Raw genomic sequence first — 22,579 nt, 5'->3', positions numbered from 1 at the left:
AGCTACTCGAGGAGGGACAGAGATTGTCGACATCGCTTAGAAATCAACTTGTTATTTTATTTCTTTTTGTCATTATTATTCCTTTTTTACTATTTGCTTATTACTCATATACAAAATCCATTGAAGCGATTTCGATTACGAACACAAAGACAACGAAGAGCTATTTAAAGCAAGCAGAGAAAAACTTTGATATTTATTTATCATTATTAAACGATCAAGTTAATGAATTGATTGGGGATAAATGGCTACAAGAGCTATTTAGTAAGGAAGCTTCAACGGTTGAAGCACAGGAGGGACTTTCCGTCGATATGCTCTCCTTTATGTATCAGAATGCTTCCTCAGTCGATGCTTTTCAAGTGAAGCTGTATCCGATCAAGTTGGATGGCTTTTCGCAATATTTGAGCTCAATTGGAGCTGTATCTGATACAGAGGAACAGCATTGGTTTCGCAAATCCAGACTAAATCGAGCTGCATCATGGTATTTGATTATGCCTTCTCCGGGCGAATACGGGAAGCCTTTACTGACTTATGTAAAACATTTTACAGGACTATATGATTCTGTTCCCAAAGGGCTTATCGTAGCTGATCTATCTGAGGATTATTTGTCACGATATTTTTCGCCATCGGATCAATTCAAGGATCAGAAGATCATGCTAGTCAATGAAGATGGCACCATATACTACGATTCTAATAACAATAATATGACGGGGTTGGTCTTCCCATCAAAGGACTATGTAAAGTTTATGAAATCGGGAGCATCCGATCCCCAATCTGTCACGATGAATGATCAAGTATATCTAGCTACTCATGTAAAGGTTACGAATCAACCTTGGTATGTTGTTAGTTTAACGCCGTTGAACGAACTGACAGGTGCAATCAATGAAACCAATCGCATGATAGTAATATTACTTATTATTTATTTACTTTGTTGTGCGGGTCTAGTTTTGTATATTACGATACGATTTACACAACCGATTACTCATTTAGTGAAATTAATACGTCACATTGAAGGAGGGAACATCAAATACTATTTACCCAAATCAGATCGTAAGGATGAAATTGGACTACTATATCGCGGCATAGCGGAGCTATTATCCAAAATCGAAGGACTGATTGAAGAGGGATCTTTAGCAGAAAGACGAAAAAAAGTGCTAGAGTTTCGTGTACTAAGTCATCAAATTAATCCGCATTTTTTATATAACACATTAGAAGCAATAAGATGGAAGGCAGAGAACCATGGACAACCTGATATTGGAGAGATGGTATCAGCACTTGGAAATTTACTGCGATTAAGCCTGAATCAAGGCAAGGAGATTACGACATTACGGCGTGAGATTGAACAGGTGAAAGCTTATGTACAAATTGAGCAGGCTCGTATGGGGCAAAAAGTTAGAATATTTTACTTTTGTGATCCAGAGTTATTAGAGCGCCCCTTTTTGCGATTGCTGCTACAACCTCTTATAGAAAACGCCATTCATCATAGTGTCCGAGATAATTTTGAAAAAGGGAAAATTGTCATCGAGGTGCGCAAACAAAATGAGAATATCGTTCTTAAACTATCAGATAACGGGAGTGGTATTCCGAATTCTGTTATAGAACGCTTGAATGATATGGAGGAAGAAAGTGTACAATCGTCCTCTGATCTTAAAGGTGTTGGGTTATTCAATGTCAATGAGAGATTAAAGCTTTATTTTGGAGACGATTATCGAATACAAATAGAATCTAATCCTAATGAAGGTACATGTATTACTATACTGCATCCAATCCTTGATGATGAACAGGTCAATAAATTGCAACATCCGCAATTATAAGGAAATATTAGAGGGGGTACGCGATGGTTAAGCGAAGGTATGTGATGCTTTTATTTGTAATTATGCTAGTATTGATGCTTACTGCATGCAATACAAACGAACAAAAACTATCAATAAAACTACCATCTGATGAATCAACCTTAACTGTAGAACCTACTACTTTGAAATTTTATTTTGGTGGCGACAAGAAGGCAGCTAGCGATGAAGTATGGGATGAAATTGGACAATACGTAAGGAGCAAGGGGTTAAATGTAAAGTTCGATGTTCAATATGTCCCTTTTAATGAGTACACTAATAAGCTTCTTACGATGTCAGCTGCTGGGGATCGCTGGGATATGAATTTTGATGCAGAATGGCTAGCATTCAAGCAAATGGCAGCTAAAGGTGCTTACTTAGATCTGTCGCTTCTATTGCCCCGATATGCACCAGCTTTATATAAAAAGTATGAGGAAACTGGAAATTTACAGTCCGCAACGTTGCATGATCAGATCGTAGGCTTACCTTGGAATATTAAAATGAACCTGAGAAAATTTGCTGGTTGGCGATTAGACTATGTAGAAAAAGCTGGATTTAAAATTGCAGATGATGAGATTCAAACGATTGAGGATATAGATCGACTTCTCCGTGAACTAAAAGAAGCTTTTCCTACAGAAAGAATAACAAGAACGTCGCCATTAAGTATATATCATATACGTGATGAATGGTTTGATATTAACTTTTATAATCTAGGATTTTATATTAATGATCCTAACCTAACGATCCAGGCGATGGAGCAACAACCTTTTTTTCTGGAGGCTGGGCTTATGGCAAAGTCTTGGAGTGATGATCGAATATTGAGTAAAGAAGTGCTTATTTCAATGGAAGATGGGGCAATGGAATGGCGAAATGGGAAAATACTGTTCACGATTACGTCGCATGAGTGGGCAGAGGCAAACCCTGGATTTGCAAATAGTAGTTACAAGCAAACAATGTCATTACTCTATCCAAATAAAAAATATATAAATCGATCTCAGCTTGCTAATGTTATCGCTATTAATAAATATTCGTTGAATCCCGAGCTCGTGCTGCAATTTTTAGATATGCTTGAGACGGATCAAGTGTTGTATGATCTCGTTCAATATGGGATTGAGGGTAAAACGTATGAATTAGTTGATGATATGGCAGTATATCCCGCAGGTATGAAAACGGTTACTAGTAACTATATGGAATGGGGTGGACAATGGGCCTTTTGGAATACCGATTTTTTACGACCAAGTGATACGTATAGTGCTGGATTTTGGGAAAGGGAAACGAAGTTCGCATCAGAGCCTAAGAATATAGATTCTCCGATTGATGGATTATTGTTATCAGAAACGAACATTAGGAAAGAGCTTTTAGAACGTGAAAAACTTATTCAGCAATACGCTCGCCCGATTGAATTTGGAGTAGTTGCTAACGTAGAAGAAGAAGTTGCAAAATATATCGAATTACAAAAGGGCAACAATATAGACTTGATTATAAAAGAAGTACAAAGTCAGGTGGATCAATACATCGTTAATAAAAGGGGTTTGGAATGATTATCATTCCAAACCCCTTTTATCTATTCATGTAGAAACCCGCACTTTAGTATTAAAGGCTAAATGAATAACAGAAAGTTTATAAATGACTCATTTGGTTAAGGAGGTTAATGTTCTAGAATTAAGTTACGAACAACAATAACCGTACAAGAGGTGAGCGAGATTGGGAAGCATTACGTTTCACCATGTCTACAAGAAATATAAGGGTGAAGACCGCCCGGCAGTAAGTGATTTCCACTTGGAAATACAAGAGGGTGAATTCCTCGTATTAGTAGGTCCATCGGGTTGTGGAAAATCCACAACGCTGAGAATGCTAGCAGGATTAGAGGAAATTAGTGAAGGTGAGTTATATATCGATGACAAATTCGTTAACTACCTTTCATCTAAGGATCGAGATATTGCGATGGTTTTCCAAAACTATGCATTATATCCAAATTTAAATGTATATGAGAATATTGCACTTGGTCTAAAGCTTCGCAAAACAGCCAAGCATGAAATTGAATCACGTGTAAATCGTGTAGCGAAAATATTAGAAATATCCCATCTTCTAGATCGAAAGCCAGGTCAATTGTCTGGAGGACAAAAGCAACGTGTCGCTTTAGGTAGAGCGATTGCACGCGAACCACAAGTATTTCTGATGGATGAGCCTTTATCGAACCTAGACGCTAAGCTTAGGGCCCAAACGAGAGCAGAAATTATTAAGCTGCAAGCAGACTTGAAGCGAACCATGGTATATGTGACACATGATCAGGTAGAAGCCATGACCATGGGCACGAGAATCGTTGTGATGAAGGATGGAATCATTCAACAAGTGGCTCCGCCAAAAGAGTTATACAATGAGCCAGCAAACATGTTTGTAGCTGGATTTATCGGATCACCGCAAATGAATATGCTCGAAGGGAAGATTACATATGATGAAGGACAATATTATTTCGTCAGCAGACGTTTAAGGTTACCTGTGCCTGAAAAGTATTATCGTAGTTTCGATCGCTCATCACGTGTATTGCGTAATGTCGTTATGGGTGTAAGGTCGGAAAATATTATGTTGGGTGATACTGCATCACCAGAAGACGAGAGTTGGACAAAATGCGTGGTGGAAATGAGTGAGATTACAGGTGCTGATCTCTACGTGTATGTAAAACTTGGTGAGGATACAGTCATTGTACGAGCTGATGCTGATTGCAGTTACAAAAAAGAAGATAATGGCTTTATAAAAGTGGATATGAATAAGGTTCACTTCTTCGATAAAGAAACCGGTGCATCGCTTGCGATTGGAGGCGAGATGGTATGAAGCGCCGCAGCAAAAGAAATGTCGTTGCTATGCGGTTGCTAATTGCTATAGCCATTATTGCTGTCATCGTCGGTTTATTATCGCGCGGAGAAAATGACGTTTTTGCTAAGGTTGTTTCCTTAGGTGAACTTATGACCTTTGATGATAAAGATGACACACCTTCATACGCTCGTATGACGCTTGAGAATGATCCGAAGTCTGACCCTACCTTACCGTCCATTGTTATGGAAGCGATAGCATACGATGACTCCTCATCCGATGCTAAGCTTTCACAAGAGGGAGATAGCTTACATTGGAACAACGAGAAGGGCTGGGTAGAATGGACGTTCGAAGTGGGGAAATCAGGTTGGTACGAGCTTCACATGGACTTCATGCCATTAAAGGGCAGTAACGCTTCGGCTATTCGAGGAATTCTCATTGATGAACAATATCAATTCTCTGAAGCAGAGCGCATTGAATTTGAACGACAGTTTAAAGATTCTAAATATCCTTATGATCGTAATGAAATTGGACAACAGATTCGTCCGCCACAGCAAGAAATAACGGATTGGATTAATAAAGCATTGACACATTATGCAGCTTCCTCCGAGCCATTATTGTTCCAATTAGAGCAAGGAAAGCACACCCTTCGTTTGGTAGGTAGCAGAGAGCCATTAGCAATCAAATCTCTCTCATTTGAGGCAGGTCATGTCGTTCCTTCATATGAGACTTACGTTGGTCAGCATCCTGCCGAGGTTACTCAAGAAGAATGGTATCAAATCATTGAAGCCGAGGAAATGGATCGTAAATCTAGCATTGCCATTCAAACCGATACTTGGTCTGAACCGTACATTTCTCCAGATCCAGAAGGTAGAATCACCTATAACGTATTAGGTGGATGGCGCTGGCGTCTGCCAGGGGAATGGGTAGAGTGGGATTTTACCGTTCCAGCAGATGGGTGGTATGAAATTGATGTGAAAGCATTTCAGGATTATCGCAATGGATTTGAAGCATATCGGGCCATTTCTATTGATGGAGAGGTTCCTTTTCAAGAGATGCTAACATACGGCATCCCGAACAAGAAAGAGTTTTTCATTCATGAGCTAGCTAATGATCAAGACGAGGCATATAAGTTTTATTTGCAAGCAGGGGATCATAGATTACGACTTACATCAGATTCCACCGCGCTACAGCCCGTTTATCTGGCTTTAAGAAATACACTTTCAGCGCTCGCTGACTACGATAGAACGTTACGTCAGTTGACAGGAACGTATGGATTGAAAGGTTTCGATGCCAATATCGACTCTACTCGTACTTGGGAGATGAGAAAGCTCGATCCAGATGTTAAAGAGAGAATGAATGGATTTGTTAACAGATTAACTGAGATAAGAATGTACATGGATGGAATGAACGGTAAAGATTCTGACCTTTCACAGTCCATTCGCTCATCTGTCGGTATTTTGGAAGACATGCTAAAGGATGTTGATGAGATTCCAGTAAAAATTGATGATTTCACTACGATTCAAAACAATATCGGAACATGGATGTCAACGTTAACGCATCAACCACTTATGCTGGATTATATCGTTGTCCGTACAGCAGGTACCGAGACTGGATTGAAAGCGGTTACGTTAGCTTCGCGTATTCCTTATTCGATTAAAGATTTCGCACGATCCTTCTATCTTGACTACGATACAAGGAAACACAATAAAAAAGAGGCTTTAACAGTATGGGTACAACGTGGTCGTGATTATGCAGAACAATTAAGAGAATTAGTAGATCAAGATTTTACACCACGCACAGGAATACAGGTGAATATTAATCTTATGCCTAATCCTAATATGTTGATTCTAGGTAATGCAAGTGGTGATGTGCCCGATGTAGCACTAGGTATTGCTGAGGCTACTCCAGTAGACTTTGCAATGCGAGGGGCTGCCTACGACCTTTCACAATATGCTGATTTCGAGGAAGTGTTTGATCGTTTTGTGCCAGGTGTAGCGAGATCACTACAATATGATGGTGGAGCATATGGCTTGCCAGAAGTGCAAAACTTCCAAGTACTATACTACAGATCAGACATATTAGAGGGTCTGGGACTTGAAGTTCCGGATACTTGGGAGGATATGTTTGATATTTTACCAACACTTCAAGAGAACGGTATGACATTCAGCTACCCTAAGAGTGATTTCTCAACGATCTTTTTTCAGCATGGAGCTGAGATTTACGATGAGGATGGGATGGAATCCGCCTTAACAAGTGTAGAGGGACAAAAAGCGTTCAAAACTTGGACGGAGTTATTTACAAAATACAATTTACCTATTGATATACCAGCATTTTTCCAGCATTTCCGTGAAGGTAATATACCGCTAGGTATTGCGGATTTCAATACGTATGTTCAATTGCTGGTAGCAGCACCTGAAATAACTGGGCACTGGGGGATTGCTCCTCTACCTGGAATCGTTGGTGAGAATGGCGAGGTTGAAAGATGGTCGCCTCAAAGCATGTCCGCTGGCATGATTATGGAAAAGAGTGATCGCAAGGATGAAGCGTGGCAATTTTTGAAATGGTGGACTTCAGCTGATGTTCAGTCTCAATATGCAGAAGATATGGAATCATTTTACGGTATGGAGTTTAGGTGGAATACGGCCAATGTAGAAGCGATGAAGTCACTAGTATGGCCAGCAGAAGATTTGGAGGCGTTAGAAGAACAGCGGCGTTGGGCGAAAAACATGCCATATGTTCCCGGTTATTATTTCTTGGCAAGAGAAATGGAATTTGCCTGGAACAAAAGAGTACTAGAGGCCATGCCAATGCAAGAGGTGCTTGAAGGCGCTCAGCTTTCTTTGCAAAGAGAAATGAGAAGACGTCAATTAGATTTTGGACTTGATCCAAGTTACAACCTTCATGTGCCACAAATAAAAGAACCTTTTGAATGGAAGGAGAACAACTCATGAATACAGGGCTGGAACTAAACGAATTGTCACCCAGCCGCGTAGCGCCAATTCGTGTTAAATTGAGCAGGTTTGGTAAGCAGTTAAAAAAGGATCTATTTTGTTATTTATTTCTGGCTCCTTTCTTTATTTGTTTCATGCTTTTCATCATTATTCCTGTATTTATGGCTGGACTACTTGGATTTACATCCTATGACGGTTTTGGGGAATTAAATTTTATTGGCATTAATAACTATATCGCAATGTTGACCCAAGACATTATCTTTTTGACAAAAGCAATACCAAACACATTTTTATTTGCACTATTAGTTGGACCTGGTGGTTACTTGCTATCTTTTTTGTTTGCATGGTTGATTCATCAGCTACCATTAAAGATACGTGACTACTACACACTAGCTTTTTATGCCCCCTCGATGGCGGGGGGAGTCGCATTATCGGTTGTGTGGATCGCAGCCTTTAGTGGTGACCGCGTTGGTTATATTAATAGGCTTTTTATAAATTTAGGATTTCTAGAAAATCCCGTTATTTGGCTACAGGATCCAAAGTATCTACTTATCATCATGATCATCGTTTCACTATGGATGAGCTTTAGTGTTGGGTTTCTGGCCATGCTAGCTGGTTTGCAAACGGTCAATAGAGAGCTATATGAGGCAGGTAGAATTGATGGAATCTCTAATCGAATTCAAGAGGTATTTTACATTACGTTACCTTCCATGAAACCACAGTTGCTATTTAGTGCGGTCCTACAAATCGTAGGTACGTTGAAAGCAGGTAGTATTTCAACGCAATTAACAGGAATGGCCATAACGCCTTCTTATTCAGGACATCTCATCATTAATCACATTGATGATTATGCATTTATTCGATTCGAGCTTGGTTATGCTTCTGCTGTTTCGGTAGTCCTGCTGATCATTAGTTATTTTATTATGCGATTTGCTTATCGACTTTTCGGTTCGAAGGAGGAGTTGTAGTTATGAATCGCAGATGGTCAGGTTTCCAAATAACACTCGTTACTTGCTTTACAGCTTTAGCAGCATTTATGCTACTGCCTATTGTATTTATTCTTAACCATGCTTTTAAACCGCAAAATGAGCTGTTTTTATTTCCACCACAGTTTCTAGTGAAAAATCCAACTCTTCGAAACTTTGAAACACTATTTTTGCATGCATCCAATACAACGGTTCCGTTTACGAGGTATTTATTTAACAGCTTGATTGTTGCAGGATTAACTTTATTCGGTGTTATTTTGGTTAGTACGATGGCTGGATATGTACTAGGTAAATTCAAGTTTCATTTCAAAGGTCTGACGTTATCATTAATTACCATCTCGTTGATGTTCGCACCAGAAACCGTTGCTATTCCACGGTATTTAATTATTAGTGGACTTGGAATAAATAATACATATTTCGGACATTTGCTTCCTGCATTAGCATCACCAGTTGCTGTATTTATGCTAATCGGATTTATATCGCAAATTCCAAATGAATTATTAGAAGCTGCGAAAATTGATGGTGCGAGTCATTTCAGTATTTTTTATAAACTCGTAATTCCGCTATCCACACCTGCTATTGCTACAATTTCGATCTTTACCTTTCAAGGCGTATGGGGGGATGTCGAGACGTCAACTCTCTTTATGCAAGAAGAGACGATGAGAACGCTCGCCTTCTACGTGAACAGTTTGGTCAATGGACTGCAAAATAGTGTAGCTGGTCAAAACATGGCGGCGGCAGCAGGTTTGTTAATGTTTGTACCTAACTTGATTATTTTCTTGCTATTCCAGAGAAGAGTGCTGGAGACGATGATTCACTCCGGTATCAAGTAACTCCAACAGCAAAGGAAGTTATTATTATGAAAAGATTTGTCCTGTTGTTGCTGCTTGCATCCATTATCTTTGTATCATTGCCAATGGCAGCATATGCGGAGCTTCCATACCGCACGTTTTACTACGATGACAATCAATCAACTTGGTTAAGGCTGCAGCCTATTTATGAACCAGCCAATATGGATGCCGTAAAGCTAACAGAACCTGTTGATCTTCAAATTGGACCTAATGACAATGTCTATGTCACGGATAAGTCTACTGGTCATGTTGTCGTATTAAGTCAGGATGGAGAAGTCCTCCAAACATTCGGGGATGAAGAAGGGAGTGGTGCATTAAACTCCCCAGAAGGAATGTATGTTACGCCTGACGGAACCGTTTATGTAGCGGACTCTGGTAATCAACGTATTGCCGTATTTAATGCTGATGGAAGCTTTGAAAGGGAATATAAGAAGCCAGAATCTAGCTTGCTTGAGGGTCAGTTCTTTGTTCCTATTAAGATCGCAGTGGATCGTAGAGGCGTCATGTACGTTAACTTGAATTCTTCCTATCAAGGGCTATTGCGTATGGATAGTGATGGTGAATTTAAGGGGTATTTTGGAGCAAACAAAGCGCAGCAGACGGTTATGAGCTGGATCAAAAAGCTTATTCTTAACAAAGAGCAGCTTGCGAAAGAGTTGGCTAATCTTCCACGACCCATTAACAATATTCATCTTGATGACGATGGTTTCTTATTTACGGCTACTGCGGGTGGGTTTGGAAAAGCTGCGATCCGTAAGCTGAATGCTGGTGGTGTGGATGCATTCAAAGGGAAGACAGTACCTGCATCAGACGGAATTATAGATATGGCAACAGATTCCAACCATTTAATTTATTCCATAGATTCTGTCGTCAGAGGAATCGTTATCTATGATGATACAGCTGAGCCATTGTTCTCCTACGGTTTTGTTGACAAAGATACACAACAATACGGCGTGATCGGCTTTCCAACAGGGATAGATGTCGATAGTAACAACAATGTTTGGATTTCGGATAGTCGGATTGGTACTGTTCATAAATTTACGAGAACAGAATTCGGTACAGATCTGATGCAGGCATTGGCTTTATACAAGGAAGGAAGGTATTTAGAAAGTGAACCTTACTGGAATCGAGTTTACGCTCGAAACGATATGTATAATGGTACCTTCCAAGGACTAGGTAAAGTTTACTTGCACAAGGGTGAATATGACGCAGCGCTAGATTACTTGAAAACGGCATTTGATACTGAAAGCTATTCAAAGGCTTTTTGGCAAATTAGACTTCAATGGTTGCAGCAAAACTTCCCATTAGTGGCTTCCATTGTGATTGTACTTGTTGCCATACTCATGTACGGACCGAAATTGATACGTATGTTGTTAAAACGATATCCACTCCCCAAGAAGTGGGATAGACCATTATATGAGCTAAAATTATTCAAAAATGTCATGTTCCATCCTTATGAGGAGTTCTACAAACTGAAGGAGTCGAAAGTCACAGGCTGGGTTATATGGCTAATCTTACTTGGTGTTGTAGCAGTGAAAATATGTAGTCTATTCCTCACAGGCTTTATCTTTAATCCAATCGAGGCATCACAACTTAAGTTATTAAGTCCGCTAGCGTTCTTTATTGCACCGTGGGTGACTTGGATTATAGCCAATTACTTAGTGTGTAGCGTAAGAGATGGCGAAGGTAGATTTAGAGAGGTGATACAAGGAAGTGTATACGCACTATCACCATACTTTTTCTTAACCATTCCCATGATTCTATTATCTAACATATTAACGCTAGAAGAACGCATTATTATTGATGCACTTTATGCACTTATGTTGATCTGGCAGGTTGTGATGTTGATCGTTATGACTCAGGTTATTCATAATTTTGATTTTACAGAGACCTTGGGGAATATAGGAATTACGGCATTTACAATCGGAGTGATTTGGATATTCTTATTCATCATATCTGGTTTATCTTACAATTTATACGATTTCTTCTATCAGCTTTACAAGGAGGCGACTTTTATTGGCTAATTACATACAACGCCTATCCTTGCGTACTAAGATCGTGTCGCTAGTCGTCATCATTGCATTCATTGTCGTATTGATTTTTGTACTAGTTAAGGGAAGTGAATTAACACCAGTAGAAGCGATGAAGCTAGCTGGAATAGAGCAACCGCAGCAACACAATGCAGCTCTTATTGAAGGGGAAGTATGGAAGCCTTCAGGAGGATCATTTACAGAAGGGTTAGTTAATGAACACTATGCACTGTATGTTAATGCTGAGAACTCGCAAATAAATGTGCTTGAAAAAGCGACGAGGCATCGCTGGAACAGCAACCCGACAGCAGAACAATTAGCCGAAGAAACGATAAAAGGGCAACTGCTTGAAAATTTACAATCGCCTTTTGTTTTGACCTACGTCAAAACGACGGGAAAAGATCAAACGATACGGCAAGTTGTTAACTCCTTGTCCAAAGGAGTGGAAACTTCCTTTGTTCGCAATGAGGATACGCTACAAGTGAACTACAAGCTTGTAGAACAAAATCTTGAATTCTCTCTACAATATGAGTTAACGAATAATGGCTTAAAGGCTCGTATTCCAACGGATGGTATTAAGGAAAATGGGGAGTTTTCCGTTTTCAGTATTGATCTCTTACCCTACTTTGGTGCAGTGAAGGCTGGGGAAGATGGATATCTTTTCGTACCTGACGGTCCAGGGGGACTCATTTATTTTGATGATAATCGTGTAAGTGTATCTACCGGTTACATTCATCAGGTGTATGGTCTAGAAGTAACGAATATGAACAATTGGTCACGCAGCGGTGAGCGAAGAGAAGATATTTCATATCCCGTTTTCGGTGTAAAGCACGGTGAGCAAGCCTTCGTTGCAATACTGAGTAATGGTGGCGATTCTGCAGTGATCTCGGCCATGCCTCCAGGAGCGAAATCATCGCTGTATAATATTTTCTCAGGGCATTTGTATCGTGAAGAATTTTTGTATCAGGTTAGCCGTATGGCTGTTCCAATTAAAGCGATTCAAAAGGAAAGGCTACAGACGGACAGAGAAGTCGAGTTCCGCTTCCTGAATGGAGAAGATGCTAGCTACGTTGGAATGGCTCAAGCATATCGCAGCTATCTTGAAGAACAAGGAAATTTAACAGCAAAATTAGATCCTGTCCAAAATATCCCACTGTATTTGAAAATTATGGGTGGAAACTATGAAGAAGCGTTTAACGGAGTCCGTTACGCGACAGCAACGACATTCCCACAAGCTAGTGAAATTGTTAATCGTTTAGTCGGCAAAGGCATTTCCAATATGGAAATCATTTATTATGGCTGGCAATATAAAGGCGACTATGATATGTACAAACGTTTCCCAATTGAACCTTCTCTTGGTGGCGAAAAGGAAGCACGTAACTTTATTGGTGAAATGCAGGGGCTTGGATTCCCGGTAATATTTGAAGATGATTTTGTCTGGATTAATGAGAAACAATCTACAGTATCGGGTAAAGGGAACGGTATTCAAGGTATCGACGGAACTGTATATGTAGATGAAGGCTGGTTTATTAATCGACCAGATCGAACCGTTACAATGGCATATGAAACCATACAAAAGTTAAAGGAAATGGGCGTTTCCGGTATTATGTATAACTGGCTTGGTGAAATGGTATTTAACGACTATGATACCAAACAAGGAAGCAGCCGTTCTGATACGATCTCTGTGTATGAAGGTTTACTTAAGTACACGCGCAATACATTAGGGAAAAGTGGCGTATATCGTGGCAATGATTATTCACTGAAGGATACGAATTTCATATTGGGTATGCCTAATGGATCAAGCTATGACTTTATGATAGATGAGACTGTACCGTTCTATCCGATTGCAATACATGGAAACGTTTCATACACATTTGGCGATGGAAATTTACGTAACAATGTGCAGGACGAATTTCTAAAAGCGATTGAATATGGTGCATTACCGTCATTCTTCTTGACCTATGAGGATTCTCGGATATTGAAGTATTCTGCTTCAAACTTTCTTTTCAGTAGTCAATATGATAAATGGCTTGATTGGATCCAGACCGAATATGAATCGTTTAACAAGCTTGCTCATGTATATAACTTATCCATTATTAATCATGAGCGAGTATCGCCCAATAAATATGCAACAACGTATGAAGACGGCACACAGGTTATTGTAGATTATGGTCAGAAGACGTTCCATGTAGACAGAAAAGGGGGGACATAATGGACATTAAAAGCAGAAAACGTGCGGAACTAAAATATCATGCTTCCCGCTACGGAATAGGGCTATTGTTCATGCTCCCATGGTCAATTGGTTTCATCCTATTTGTACTGATACCTGTTTGTTGGTCATTATTTATGTCCTTTAACAAGGTTCAAATAGGTGTCGGTGGTTTTAAATACGAGTGGCTCGGATTACGCAATTTCAGGGATGCATTCTTAAAGGATAATATCTTTCCAGTCGAGCTTATTACGTATTTTCAGCAGATGCTACTTATGATTCCGATCATTGTTCTGTTTGCACTCCTTATAGCTGTCATGCTCAATCAGAACTTTCCGGGAAGATTTATTTTTAGAGCGTTGTTCTTCCTACCCGTTATTTTTGCTACAGGTCAAGTACTTTCAGAGCTGTTTTTACAAGGAGTAGGAGATGTTCCTTTCTTGGCACAGTACAATCTAGAACCACTTGTACAACAATACGTAGGGCCTCAATTTACAGAGACGATTATGGGTATTCTTGAACGAGCCGTATTAATACTTTGGTATTCAGGTGTGCAAATATTGATCTTTATTGCTGGATTTCAAACGATTTCACCTAGTGTGTATGAGGCCGTCCGGATGGACGGTGCGACACCATGGGATAGCTTTTGGAAAATCACTCTTCCTGCGAGCATGCCGTTTATTAGCTTGAATATGCTGTACACCATTATTGATTTATTTACTTTTCCGCTTAATCCGGTGCTAGCCCACATCAAGGATAACATGTTTAAGCCGGATACAGGCTATGGATACGCAAGTGCTCTGGCATGGATATACTTCGCATTCATATTCTTACTCATTGCAATTGTTCTCGGTATATTTGGACGAAAAATGAAGAGGGGGGGTGTCCGTCGATGAAGAGTGAGCTAAAGATTGAAATAGATAAAATGAAAAATAGCATTCTAACGATGTTTTGGAGCCGTCGCGCGCAAAAGGTAAAGCTTGTCGTTATTGGACGCAACGTATCAGATGGGCTCATTGCCAAACTGCTCATATACATCCTTTTATCGATTGTTGCTTACTTATACTTGCAGCCTATCCTATACATGGTTAGTACGATGCTGAAACCATTAAGTGATTTGCTAGATCCGACAGTACGCTGGATTCCGCGTGATATTACGTGGGAGAACATAACGAAAGCATATCATGGGCTTCAATATCCCAAAGCGTTGCTTGTCACTTCGACTTTGGCGATTACTTGCTCAGTGGCCTCTGTCATTATATGTTCCATGACGGGCTATGCAATGGCAAGACTACCAGTACCATTTAAATGGTTATTCTCAGGATTAATTATTCTTACATTTCTTATTCCACCACAAGTGATCATCATTCCTCTGTACGTTATTTTTAGTAAGTTAGGACTATTAAACTCACTATTTGTGTTTCTTATTCCAGCTTTACTGGGGCAAGGAATGAAAGCAGCATTATTTATTTTTATCTTTATGCAATTTTTCAAATCCCAGCCAGCAAGTCTTGAAGAAGCAGCGAAGCTTGACGGTGCTTCAACTGTGCGATTATTTGTTGGTATTATGTTGCCTTTGGCACGCTCAGCTTGTCTTGTCGTATTCCTATTCTCCTTCATCTGGTACTGGAACATGTACTACGAGCCGTCTATGTTCTTAACCAAAGGTTTTACTCCACTCTCTATTAGACTAGGTATGTTGGAGGAAGTATTAAATCCTACATTGCTAGGTAATACCCGTAACATCGTTAACCCAATTACAGAAGGAACGAAAATGGCTGCTGCTTTTATGATCATTTTACCGCCAATCATTATTTTTATCATTTTACAGCGTTGGTTTATAACTGGTATTGAGCGCACAGGCATTGTGGAATAAAAGTTAGACCATTAAAGGAGTTGATGCCCAAGATATGTAGAATTTCAACAAGTGGAATTATTACGTAAACCAAGTGGGGTACAATTTTGAATGAGAAATAAGGAGGAATAATATGAAAGCAAAAGTTAATTTAAAGTGGATTGGAATGCTAGTATTGGCAATGATGTTAGTGTTGTCTGCATGTACTGGTGGCAATAGCACGAATAGCGCAGGTAATACGCCTCCCACAACTACGAATAACAACGAGGATGTAGTAGAATCAACACCAGATCCAGCCCCAGAAAACCATGAACCTGTTACGTTGAAGTTGATTTCATGGTCGGATTCCTACACAGAGCTTTATGATATGTTTAATAAAAAGTACCCTTGGATTACGATTGAACAAGTTCCAGTAAATGGCGTATCCATTATGGAAATCATTGCTTCACTTGAGGCTGCTGGTACACCGGCTGACTTAACATGGATTGATTCAGATCTTATAACGTTTGATCAAAGTGGGTTGATTGAAGATTTGACACCTTATTTTGACAAGGATGAGTCATTCAAAGACATTAAGCTCCCAGATGCTTTCTTCGATACGATGACTTGGAAAGGTAAGAAACTTGCTGCTCCATTCGTTGACGTACCAATGTGGATTCTAGTCAACAAAGATTTATTGAACAAAAATGGTCTTGAAATGCCAGCTAACGATTGGACATACGATGATTTCCGTCAAATCGCTCTTGATCTAACGGATCCTCAAGCTGGTGAGTACGGATTAACGACTCAACCAGAATGGCAGATGCGTGTTCTAAGTACGAAAGCAATTGCAGATGGTCATGCTGCTAACATTCATTATCTGAATGAAGATCTTACGCAAAGTGTGATGAATACACCAGATGTGATGAATGATGTGAAGTGGCTGTCTGAATTTGTATCGAAAGATGGTTCTATGCAAAGTGACATAGCAGCAGATGAATCTGGTGGAGTATCGAAAGAATTCATTAACGGTAAAACAGGTTTTGCCATTGGTGGTGACTGGGTTCTTCCTAACTTGAAAGAAAATGCTCCGTTTGAGTGGGATGTGCTTCCTTTCCCTCGCGGTAAAGTAAGTCAGCCTGGCTATAGTATCTACGGTACTCTTTCATTATTAAGTGGATCTCAGCATAAAGAAGAAGCTTACCTATGGATCAGCTTCCAATTCTCTAAAGAAGCGCAAAAATGGAAAATTGACCAAGGGGCTAACGCTTCTGTCATTGATCAAGAGCTGCTAGATTACTACGACCAATCTCCAATGTGGGAAGGTAAAAATAAAGAAGCGGTGAAGATAGCGAAAGAAAATGCAAAAATTCAACCAGGCGTAACGATTCCGGGATGGAGTGAATATAACTGGAACAATATTATGAATGATATTATGGGAGGCGAAGATATTAACCGTATCATCCCTGAAACAGAAGCATGGAACAAGAGAACACTTGAACTTCGTGCTGAGCTTGGTGGTTGATTAAATTTGATAGAGATAAGTAAGAGGGATGGCGATTGGATGCCATCCCTCTTACTTGTGTTATGATCGATAAACAAGCAGAAACGGCTACGCCGTCCTTTTGGAGGACGGCGTAGCCGTTTCTGCCGAAATATAAGAAATTGAGTATGAAGTGAAACTTATACTCTCTTATATTTGAATAAAGACTTCATATATGCGAAACGAGCCTAAGAAGAGATTCATAGGCTCGTTTTCTGTAATTGCTAATTGTACACCTTAATGGTCTTAATCTCGAAAGGACGGAAGTCAAGTGATACTGAGCTATCGATAAGGGATAACTCCTGCTGCTCTTCTTCCAACATGTTCGTAATGACAACGCGTTTCGGCATTTTGTTGAAGGTCAATGTGGTACTTATTACTGCTGATCGCTCTGCTTCGTAGAGACGGATGACATAAGCGTCATCGTCCTCAGCTGGCTTAACAGCTTCGATAATGACGTTAGGAGCAGCTATAGCTAGGAAAGAATGCTCTTGTGCTGCAGAACGTCCACGAACGGAAAGAACTGGTGAATTCAGCTCATAAGCAGGACGAATGACAGAGTCCGAGGTGAATCCACTCTCATGTGGCAGTAAGGAATAAGTTACTGAATGAATGCCTACATCGCCTCGTGGGTCGGGATGCGTACCGCCTTTATGAAGCGTTAGCTCCATATCCGAGCCCAATACTGAAACACCATATTTGCAGTCATTCAAAAGGGCTACGCCGAATCGGTTCTCGGATAGGTCAGTCCATTTATGAGCACATACTTCGAACATAGCCTGATCGTTAGTCGTATTTGTATGTGTCGGACGCTCGACATGGCCAAACTGTACCTCATGACGGGCTTGGTTAACGAGTAGATTGATATCAAAAGCAACTTTGAGCAATTGATGCTTCTCTTGCCAATCAATAACCGTCTCAAAGTCGACTTTCGCTGAATCCGAATGGAACACCATATGCTGCGTGATGGAAGACTGCTGACCGATTTCATATTCGTTGCGAATGCGGAACTGAAGTGGTCCGTTTGCAACGACTGCCCTTGAGACAAGACGAGTTTGAAGCTGTAACTTTCCAAAAATATCACGGTCGATATCCCAATTGTCCCACGCTCCCGGAAGATCTTCGCCCATTAGGAAAGCGTTAAGCGGATGACCGGATCCGCGGAGTTCACGTCCGCTTGCTTTGTGAATGAAAGAATCGATATAGCCATATTCATCGAAACGAATAAAGGCGTGCGGTCCATCAAGCGTACAGGTCGATTCATCATAATGGAACGGAGAAGAGAACTTGCTTGGTTCTGTCGATAATTCCTTTAATGCAAAGATACGGGAGCCGATTGCTGGTATACTCGTCTGGCCGATCAGCAACTTCTCGCTACCAAATACATCCGTTAAATGTTGGAAGGGAAGTGATTCATCGACTGGTGTCTGATTGTGCAATGACATTCCTTCAATCGAGATTGTTCCGCTTCGTTCCCAACTAAGCGTGTTCCAAATGGTAACTGCCTGATCGTCAGTGTCGCCTGTTACCATTTCATTCAGCAGATCAACAGTCGCTGACTCCGCATCTTTGATTACCTGACCTACCTCAGTGATCGCTCGGTCATGAACTTCAGGAATCGAGGTTCCTGGTAAAATGTCATGGAATTGATTAATAAGTAGCAACTCATAGAGCGATGATAGCCTATCTCGATCAATGTGACCGCCATTTGTCCCACTGATGGATTCAATCAGCTCCAAGTTGCGGAGGGCAAATTCGGCCTTCCGATTGTTACGCTTAATTTGATGCATTTGTGTCAATGTTCCACGATGACCTTCGAAATAAAGCTCACCGACATGTTCAGGTGGATTCACCGCTTGGGCTTCTAATTCATGCATGAAGCGGCTCGCTGTCGTATGCTCAGTTTTCGGCACGCCTTCCAAATCTGCGGAGCGTCTGGCCATCTCGATCATTTCATATTGAGGTCCACCGCCGCCATCCCCGAAACCGTAGGAAACGAGCCTGCTATCATTGACACGTTTATGTGCAATAGCGTTATGCGATGCATATACGCGATCGATTAGCGTTGCTGCATCAGGCCAGCAGTGGATCGTATTAAAGTGGGTGAGAACTTTGGTGCCGTCCAAACCATTCCAATAAAATGTGTCGTAAGGGAAATGGTTTGTGTCATTCCATGATAGTTTTGTCGTTAAGAAGTAGCGCACCTGTGTACCTGCCATTATTTGTGGAATAGCTGCGCTGTAACCGAACGTGTCAGGAAGCCAGAATACGTCTGCAGTATAGTTGAAATGCTTGCGCGTATAGCGCTGCCCAACGAGAAATTGCCGAATAAGTGATTCACCTGATACGAGGTTACAGTCGCTTTCGATCCAGACACCTCCGTTGATCTCCCAACGACCTTCAGCGATTCGTTTCTTCATCCCTTCGAAAATATCGGGATAATGGCGACGCATCAGCTCGGCGTGAAAGGCGGAGCTTTGGATAAACGTATATTCAGGATACTGCTCCATCAAACTCAGTACATTTGAGTAGGTTCGTGCGCATTTGCGAATCGTCTCGTCGCGTGTCCACAGCCATGCTGTATCCATATGGGAATGACCGATGATACCGGTTTTTGGAGCAGACTCACCCGTCCGTCGCTCTAGTAACGGTTTCATGATTTCTCTTGCTTCTTGAAGTGGGGCGCGCCAAGTCTCCTCCGGCACTTCGTTAGGAGATTGTACGAGAATAGGGAATAGTGCAAGGAGTGCATTCTCTATCTTGGCACGGCGGAACGGATCGACCGCCCCGGAACCTGCGACCTGTAGCAGTGTTCGCAAATCAAATACGAAATCCTTGACATCCTCACGACAAAGCATCACATTAATAGAGGTGTAAATACGATTGTAGCGCTGTTCTCCAGAAAAGCTCGCTTCGCTAACCTGGTAGGGCTGTGTTCCTACGCAGGGATGACTGGCATAAGCTTCGAAAGCTAGTTCATAGACAGTCCCCTTCTGAGCTTCATTGACCAGTAGAAGTGTATGGTGGTTGCCACGATTCGCAGCTTCCTTTGGATGTGTGAAGATGCCGTTTGGCTTGCCGTTCACCCAGAAAAAGGTTTCGACACCATCCGTCTCTGCGCGTATATAAAGTTTGGAACCGTGAAGCTCATCAGGAACCGAATATTGGCCCTTGAACCAGGCAGATCCCCATTCTTTACCCCATTGATCACCAGACATTGCTGGACGCCATGCTTCACTACCTTCAGGAACCTGATAGCGGTGCTCATCCGTTTCGAAGAATACCGTCTCTACCTCGCCAATTTTATTGAAAATTAGATTGCTATAAATTTCATCAAGTTTGCGCAATTTGCCGAGTGTTTTGTTTACATGATTGGAATGGATCAACGATTAACAACTCCTTCTAATGGTATAAGCCCATTCTAGTAAACAGTTTGCGGCAAATCTATATGAAGAAAGTAATCTTTCAAGGACATATCAATCCTTTTTAGATATTCAACCTAATCTTCAATTAGTCAGCAAAAAATCAAGGTTTGGTGAAACGACTCCGTGAAGACCTGATGTTTCGTCTAGATTCTGGATTTATGCTGTCAGAAATTCTGTTTGCCTATTCATATTTAAATTAATGTATTATGAAATTGATTCAAATATTTATATAAACTTAAAACCATTATGAGTACAAACAATAAGGAGGAGACTAAAAATGACAAAGATAAATAAAATCAGCAATAAAATGGAGTTATCACCAGAACAACGTGAAGTACTATTCAGAGTGTTGAAAGCCCGTTTTGAGAAAAACATGAACCGGCATAAAGGTCTTGAATGGGCTGAAGTCCGAGTAAAGCTAGAAGCAGATACTGAAAAACAGTGGTCGCTTAATGAGATGGAGATAACCGGTGGAGAACCAGATGTTGTTGGTCAGGATACTAAGACGGGTGAATACATTTATTATGATTGTTCAGCGGAAAGTCCTAAAGGTCGCAGAAGTGTTTGTTACGACCGTGAAGCGCTGGAGTCAAGGAAAAATCATAAACCAGAAAATAACGCTATTGATATGGCTGCTGACATGGGGATCGAGCTTTTAACGGAAGAACAATATCGGGAGCTACAGAAACTTGGTAATTTCGATATGAAAACATCAAGCTGGGTGCAAACTCCTGACAATATTAGAAAACTTGGTGGGGCCATTTTTTGTGATCGTCGTTACGGCACCATCTTTGTGTACCACAATGGAGCAGAATCCTACTATGCTGCAAGGGGGTTCCGTGGCTCGCTAAGGGTCTAAATTTTGTACAGACAGCTAAATTAGAATTTGACCACTATGTTGTAGAGTCAGCACCTAGTGGGGTAGAGACTTTTGGAGTAAGTGACTATAGTCAAGAAGAATGCCCATCGTATGCACGGTGAGGTTGCCGTTGAAAGTGTACCGAAGGTCAGCATAAGCTTTATGTTCACGTTGCCGCTTATATCGGATGAGTAGCAAGACCATCGAACGTTGCAAAGGTATTTGACGATTGAATCGTCGAATACCTTATTTTTTTCATTTATAATGATGATATGCTTATTGGGAAAATAGTTGAAATTACACTGTGTCTACAAAATTGAAGAAGAAGAAGGAGTAGTAGTACGATGGATGATCTTACAATTGAAAGTTATGATTTGCAAAATAATATTTTTAGAATTAGATATGTAAATGAAAAAAGTTATACAGAAATGAGGAGTACTCATTTCCATGATGGCTTTGAACTATATTATCTGCTAAGAGGTGAAAAACTTTTCTTTGTCAATGATCAGCTATTTCACGCAGGAAAAGGTGATCTAGTGATTATTCATCCGTATGATGCGCATAAAACTTCTAGTGTTAAAGATGTAGAGGCAGAAAGAATCGTTGTACATTTTAAAGAAGAGTTTATCGAAAGACAGATCGGTATGGAGAACTTTAATTTAGCTTATCTTAAAGAGCTTCCATATAAAATTCATTTGACTGTTCAAGAACAAATGCAGGTCGAAAGGATCTTAAATGAGATACTTAAGGAATGTGAGATGAAAGGGGAACAACATGGGTTATATATTAAGTCTTCACTTTCCATGCTCCTAATAGCGATACATAGACATGGCTTAAATGAAAACGTCGCCCAAGAAGAAATAATAAGTCTTGTTGATAGAAACATGTTAAACATCGCTTCTTATATAAATACAAATTACAGTACCAAACTTTCACTTAATAGCATCGCCAATGAATTTTATATTAGTCCTAGCTATCTTAGTAGAGCATTTAAGAATGTTACAGGTTTTAATATTAGCAGGTATATACAACTTGTGAGAATAAGAGAAGCACAAAAACTTCTGAAAGAAACTAATTTTAGGATTATTGATGTCGCAGGATTAGTGGGTTTTACACAAATCGCTCATTTCAATAAAGTCTTTAAAAAAATCACGAATTTATCTCCATTGAAATACCGTAAAAATGGAAAATAATGAAAAGGAAAGTTCAAGGGGATATGCTTTTCATAATTGGAAATTCAAATTCATATTG

General features: G+C 40.4%; 14 protein-coding genes. 13 read left to right on the top strand and 1 reads right to left on the bottom strand.

Going from position 1 to position 22,579, the window contains the following annotated elements:
- The first annotated feature begins 23 nt into the window (after positions 1 to 23).
- The 11 genes from ACP8HI_RS17915 (at position 24) to ACP8HI_RS17865 (ending at position 17,026) form a co-directional block, all read left to right on the top strand.
- Positions 24 to 1,811 carry a sensor histidine kinase gene (locus tag ACP8HI_RS17915; protein ID WP_438347545.1) on the top strand — a complete coding sequence of 596 codons (1,788 nt, stop codon included), beginning with the start codon at positions 24 to 26 and terminating at the stop codon, positions 1,809 to 1,811.
- 23 nt (positions 1,812 to 1,834) lie between these two features.
- Complete coding sequence (locus ACP8HI_RS17910; RefSeq protein ID WP_438347544.1) at positions 1,835 to 3,367, top strand: extracellular solute-binding protein; 1,533 nt, start codon at positions 1,835 to 1,837, stop codon at positions 3,365 to 3,367.
- Positions 3,368 to 3,530: 163 nt separating this feature from the next.
- Positions 3,531 to 4,658 (top strand): ABC transporter ATP-binding protein, encoded by a 1,128-nt coding sequence (locus tag ACP8HI_RS17905; RefSeq protein WP_438347543.1) that lies wholly within the window; start codon positions 3,531 to 3,533, stop codon positions 4,656 to 4,658.
- Positions 4,655 to 7,591 (top strand): extracellular solute-binding protein, encoded by a 2,937-nt coding sequence (locus ACP8HI_RS17900; RefSeq protein ID WP_438347542.1) that lies wholly within the window; start codon positions 4,655 to 4,657, stop codon positions 7,589 to 7,591. Before ACP8HI_RS17905 ends, ACP8HI_RS17900 begins: the two co-directional genes overlap by 4 nt.
- Complete coding sequence (locus ACP8HI_RS17895; protein WP_438347541.1) at positions 7,588 to 8,559, top strand: carbohydrate ABC transporter permease; 972 nt, start codon at positions 7,588 to 7,590, stop codon at positions 8,557 to 8,559. The genes ACP8HI_RS17900 and ACP8HI_RS17895 overlap by 4 nt, the downstream gene beginning before the upstream one ends.
- A gap of 2 nt (positions 8,560 to 8,561) precedes the next feature.
- Positions 8,562 to 9,410, top strand: coding sequence for a carbohydrate ABC transporter permease (locus ACP8HI_RS17890; protein WP_438347540.1), 849 nt, complete (start codon positions 8,562 to 8,564; stop codon positions 9,408 to 9,410).
- Positions 9,411 to 9,436: 26 nt separating this feature from the next.
- Positions 9,437 to 11,452, top strand: coding sequence for a YIP1 family protein (locus ACP8HI_RS17885; RefSeq protein WP_438347539.1), 2,016 nt, complete (start codon positions 9,437 to 9,439; stop codon positions 11,450 to 11,452).
- The gene (locus ACP8HI_RS17880) at positions 11,445 to 13,670 is read left to right on the top strand and encodes a DUF5696 domain-containing protein (protein WP_438347538.1); all 2,226 of its coding nucleotides are present in this window, start codon (positions 11,445 to 11,447) and stop codon (positions 13,668 to 13,670) included. Before ACP8HI_RS17885 ends, ACP8HI_RS17880 begins: the two co-directional genes overlap by 8 nt.
- Positions 13,670 to 14,563, top strand: coding sequence for a carbohydrate ABC transporter permease (locus ACP8HI_RS17875; RefSeq protein WP_438347537.1), 894 nt, complete (start codon positions 13,670 to 13,672; stop codon positions 14,561 to 14,563). Before ACP8HI_RS17880 ends, ACP8HI_RS17875 begins: the two co-directional genes overlap by 1 nt.
- Complete coding sequence (locus tag ACP8HI_RS17870; protein ID WP_438347536.1) at positions 14,560 to 15,543, top strand: carbohydrate ABC transporter permease; 984 nt, start codon at positions 14,560 to 14,562, stop codon at positions 15,541 to 15,543. Before ACP8HI_RS17875 ends, ACP8HI_RS17870 begins: the two co-directional genes overlap by 4 nt.
- Before the next feature lie 112 nt (positions 15,544 to 15,655).
- Entirely contained in the window at positions 15,656 to 17,026 is a 1,371-nt protein-coding gene (locus tag ACP8HI_RS17865) for an ABC transporter substrate-binding protein (RefSeq protein ID WP_438347535.1), read from the top strand.
- A 242-nt stretch (positions 17,027 to 17,268) separates the two neighbouring features.
- Here the strand turns inward: ACP8HI_RS17865 and ACP8HI_RS17860 are convergent, their stop codons facing one another.
- A complete protein-coding gene (locus ACP8HI_RS17860) occupies positions 17,269 to 20,430 on the bottom strand; it encodes an alpha-mannosidase (RefSeq protein WP_438347534.1) in 3,162 nt (1,053 codons plus the stop codon).
- 316 nt (positions 20,431 to 20,746) lie between these two features.
- Between ACP8HI_RS17860 and ACP8HI_RS17855 the strand changes: the two genes are divergently transcribed.
- Together ACP8HI_RS17855 and ACP8HI_RS17850 are read left to right on the top strand one after the other, a co-directional pair.
- Positions 20,747 to 21,328 (top strand): DUF4256 domain-containing protein, encoded by a 582-nt coding sequence (locus tag ACP8HI_RS17855; protein ID WP_438347533.1) that lies wholly within the window; start codon positions 20,747 to 20,749, stop codon positions 21,326 to 21,328.
- Positions 21,329 to 21,672: 344 nt separating this feature from the next.
- On the top strand, positions 21,673 to 22,521 hold the full coding sequence (locus ACP8HI_RS17850; protein ID WP_438347532.1) for a helix-turn-helix domain-containing protein: 849 nt from the start codon (positions 21,673 to 21,675) through the stop codon (positions 22,519 to 22,521).
- The last annotated feature ends 58 nt before the right edge of the window (positions 22,522 to 22,579 follow it).

Source organism: Paenibacillus sp. FA6 (assembly GCF_051550225.1).
Lineage (GTDB): Bacteria > Bacillota > Bacilli > Paenibacillales > Paenibacillaceae > Paenibacillus_AQ.
This window is presented reverse-complemented; position numbering and strand designations above follow the sequence as displayed.

What these genes read in the sequence shown, in the direction of transcription:
- ACP8HI_RS17900 (WP_438347542.1), top strand. Translation starts at nt 4,655, where the DNA reads ATGAAGCGCCGCAGCAAAAGAAATGTCGTTGCTATGCGGTTGCTAATT.
- ACP8HI_RS17885 (WP_438347539.1), top strand. Translation starts at nt 9,437, where the DNA reads ATGAAAAGATTTGTCCTGTTGTTGCTGCTTGCATCCATTATCTTTGTA.
- ACP8HI_RS17895 (WP_438347541.1), top strand. Translation starts at nt 7,588, where the DNA reads ATGAATACAGGGCTGGAACTAAACGAATTGTCACCCAGCCGCGTAGCG.
- ACP8HI_RS17855 (WP_438347533.1), top strand. Translation starts at nt 20,747, where the DNA reads ATGACAAAGATAAATAAAATCAGCAATAAAATGGAGTTATCACCAGAA.
- ACP8HI_RS17890 (WP_438347540.1), top strand. Translation starts at nt 8,562, where the DNA reads ATGAATCGCAGATGGTCAGGTTTCCAAATAACACTCGTTACTTGCTTT.
- ACP8HI_RS17850 (WP_438347532.1), top strand. Translation starts at nt 21,673, where the DNA reads ATGGATGATCTTACAATTGAAAGTTATGATTTGCAAAATAATATTTTT.
- ACP8HI_RS17910 (WP_438347544.1), top strand. Translation starts at nt 1,835, where the DNA reads ATGGTTAAGCGAAGGTATGTGATGCTTTTATTTGTAATTATGCTAGTA.
- ACP8HI_RS17870 (WP_438347536.1), top strand. Translation starts at nt 14,560, where the DNA reads ATGAAGAGTGAGCTAAAGATTGAAATAGATAAAATGAAAAATAGCATT.
- ACP8HI_RS17875 (WP_438347537.1), top strand. Translation starts at nt 13,670, where the DNA reads ATGGACATTAAAAGCAGAAAACGTGCGGAACTAAAATATCATGCTTCC.
- ACP8HI_RS17865 (WP_438347535.1), top strand. Translation starts at nt 15,656, where the DNA reads ATGAAAGCAAAAGTTAATTTAAAGTGGATTGGAATGCTAGTATTGGCA.